Below are 2,666 nucleotides of genomic sequence, written 5' to 3' on the forward strand. Positions count from 1 at the left end.
GGGTGCGCTGGTCTTCCTCGACCGGCGCATCGCCGCGAATGATGTGGCCGGCAAGGCGCGAAGCGGTTGTCTCGGAGATCACCACGCAGGGCTCGCGCAGGACGTCCGCGAGGAAGGCGATCAGCACCTGGCCGCGTTCGTTCAGTGCTTCCAGCTTGAAATTGACGCCTGTGGTTTCGAGCTTGAGCGGCGGATCGGAGAAGCCGAGGTCGAAGCTCTCGTAGCGGCCGGGCACGGTCGTGCCCGACGACAGCACCACGCCGCGGCGGCGATCGAGCAGGCTGACGAGATCGTCGAGCCGGTTGGCGCCGCCGGTAAACTGCTCCGCCACGCGCGTGATCGCGAGACCTGCGCGGGTCACGTAATCGCTTCTGGCCGGGAGGGCAAAGACTGTCCTGTTCATGTGGTCCTCTTACGAGACTTGCCGAGGGAACGCCACACAGGACAAACGATCAGGCCGCCGCACTGCGTGGGCGACCTTCGACGATTTTGGGAAAAGAAATCGCTCCGGCCACCTCTTAGGAGGTGCGCCACCAAAGACGGGCTGGGCGGACGGCGGTGCTCATGGGCGGATACTCACCATGGCCCGGGGGCGGCGTCAAGGGTGGCACCGGCGGCCTCGATCACCAAAATGGGGCGGAAAGTGTTGCAGCTTAGGCCCGGATCTCCAGGCTGTCGCGCCCCACCGCCGCTTCCGCGGCATGGCGCTCAATTTCGGCTCGCGTCACCGTGAGCTCGGCTTTGCCGTCAGAGCCGACGACGTCAGCACGGTCGCCGAAGGTTGCGACCACGATGCGGGCCTCTCGAGTGACCGCGTACCATGTCGCCGATCCATCGCCGGCTCTGACGGCCGTGATCATCGCAGCTGGATCCAGATCCGACTTTCGCAGCAGCAAATCGATGGCCTCGGCCGCCAGATTCTGCTCGGCAATTCTTGTGAAGCTCTTGATCGTGTCAGCCCCCACGGCGGATAGCCGCATACCCACGGGCGGCGGCAGGAAATTCTTCAAGGTCCCCGGTGTCATTTGTGCGAGCCCTGATATTGGTCTGGACTCGCCGAATTCGTAAAGTCGTCCACCCGTATCTTCAAAGACGCAAATCCGCGATCCCTTGTCGGTGAGAACGACGAAGGCCAGACATTCCTGCCCCTCCACGTCCATATGGCTGCCCGGACGGACCGCGAGCTTGATTTCCGGCTCGGGCGCCACCGCCCCGCATGCCGCAGCGACCGTGATTTGCAACGGGCGGTCATCTGGAAGCCGATCTTGCGAACGCCCCGCCAGATGCGTCGCTGCGACAGATAGGGGTTAAGTTGCGCAAGCCGCTCGATTTCGGAGGCGTATTGCTCCTTTGCTACGGCGCGCAATTCGGGCCAGTTCGCGATCCATCGGGCCGCGAGTGGCGTCATCGGCTGAAGCCGCTGTGCCTCATAGAAACGAGTGTCAAGCGCATTGAGCGCCGCGGCGCCATGGCGACACGCCACCTGCCTACAGCCTATGATTGCATCAGGCTCATTCAATAGCGCGCCGCAAGAGCGTTGATGACCCACGCGCGCCGCGCAGTCCCCTACCCCAGATGCTTCCTGAAAAACTCCGTCGCCCTGCCCCAGGCGAGCTCGGCGGCTTCGCGGTCATGCACGGCCTGGCGCTGCTCGTTGACGAAGGCGTGCTCGGCGTCATAGCGGAACAGCTCGAGCGACTTGCCGGCGGCCTTCATGGCTTTTTCGAAACCACTCACCAATTCCGGCGTGCACCAATCGTCCTTGTTGGCGAAATGGGCCTGGAGCGGGATCTTGACGTCGGCGGGCTTGGCGGCCTGCTCCGGCGGAATGCCGTAGAACACGACGCCGGCGGCGAGCTCTGGCACGTGCACCGCGCCGATGATGGTGACGGCGCCGCCGAGGCAGAAGCCGGTCAGCCCGACCTTGGCGCCGTTGCGCGACAGATATTGCGTGGCGCCGCGCACCGTCTGCGTGGTGGCGTCCATGAAGTCGAGCGAGTTCATCTCTTTGCCGGCCGCATCCGTGTCGTGATACGGCACCACCTTGCCCTTGTAGAGATCGGGCGCGAGCGCATCGAAACCGGCCAGCGCAAAGCGGTCGCACAGGCCCCTGATCTGGTCAGAGRGGCCCCACCATTCCTGGATCACGACCACGCCCGGCGCGTTGCCGCGCGCGGCATTGGCGAGATAGCCCGAGGCATCCTTGCCGTCGGGACGCTTGAAGGTGATGGTGGTTCCCATGGTGTCCTCCGATGAGTTTCTGGGGGAGCGGTTGGCGGTATTTTGGCCGCTGGGGGCGCGCGGCGCAATCGCCGCACGAACAAACTCTCGTGCCCCGGATGCTGCGCAGCGCGCCGCCCTTTGCGGCGTGATGCGCTGCTGATCCGGGGCCCAGCCACGCGCATTCTGGGTCCCGGCTCGCGCTTCGCGCGCCCGGGACACGAGGCCAACAAAAAAGCCCCCTTGCGGGGGCCTTTTCAATCTCGCCTCGCGCCGCTCAGTGGGAGTCGGCCCAGACCTTCTTCTTGGTGAAGTACATCAGGCCCGCGAAGATAATCAGGAAGACGAACACCTGGAAGCCGAGGCGCTTGCGCGCTTCCATGTGCGGCTCGGCGGTCCACATCAGGAACGTGGTGACGTCCTTGGCGTATTGCGCGACCGTGGCC

Annotated in this window: 3 protein-coding genes and 1 pseudogene; all 4 read right to left on the minus strand. The window is 64.8% G+C overall.

The annotated features are described in order from the left end of the window. Positions 1–403, minus strand: a pseudogene (locus AC1D00_RS35655) (anthranilate synthase component I); the annotation flags it as partial. A 250-nt stretch (positions 404–653) separates the two neighbouring features. Further along, the gene (locus tag AC1D00_RS35660; protein WP_477013897.1) at positions 654–1,208 is read right to left on the minus strand and encodes a hypothetical protein; all 555 of its coding nucleotides are present in this window, start codon (positions 1,206–1,208) and stop codon (positions 654–656) included. Positions 1,209–1,566: 358 nt separating this feature from the next. Beyond that, positions 1,567–2,241 carry a dienelactone hydrolase family protein gene (locus tag AC1D00_RS35665; protein WP_477013898.1) on the minus strand — a complete coding sequence of 225 codons (675 nt, stop codon included), beginning with the start codon at positions 2,239–2,241 and terminating at the stop codon, positions 1,567–1,569. A 256-nt stretch (positions 2,242–2,497) separates the two neighbouring features. Then, the coding region (locus AC1D00_RS35670; protein ID WP_477013899.1) for a cytochrome c1 at positions 2,498–2,666 on the minus strand (169 nt) is incomplete at its 5' end.

The organism is Bradyrhizobium sp. P2_E8 (assembly GCF_056403875.1).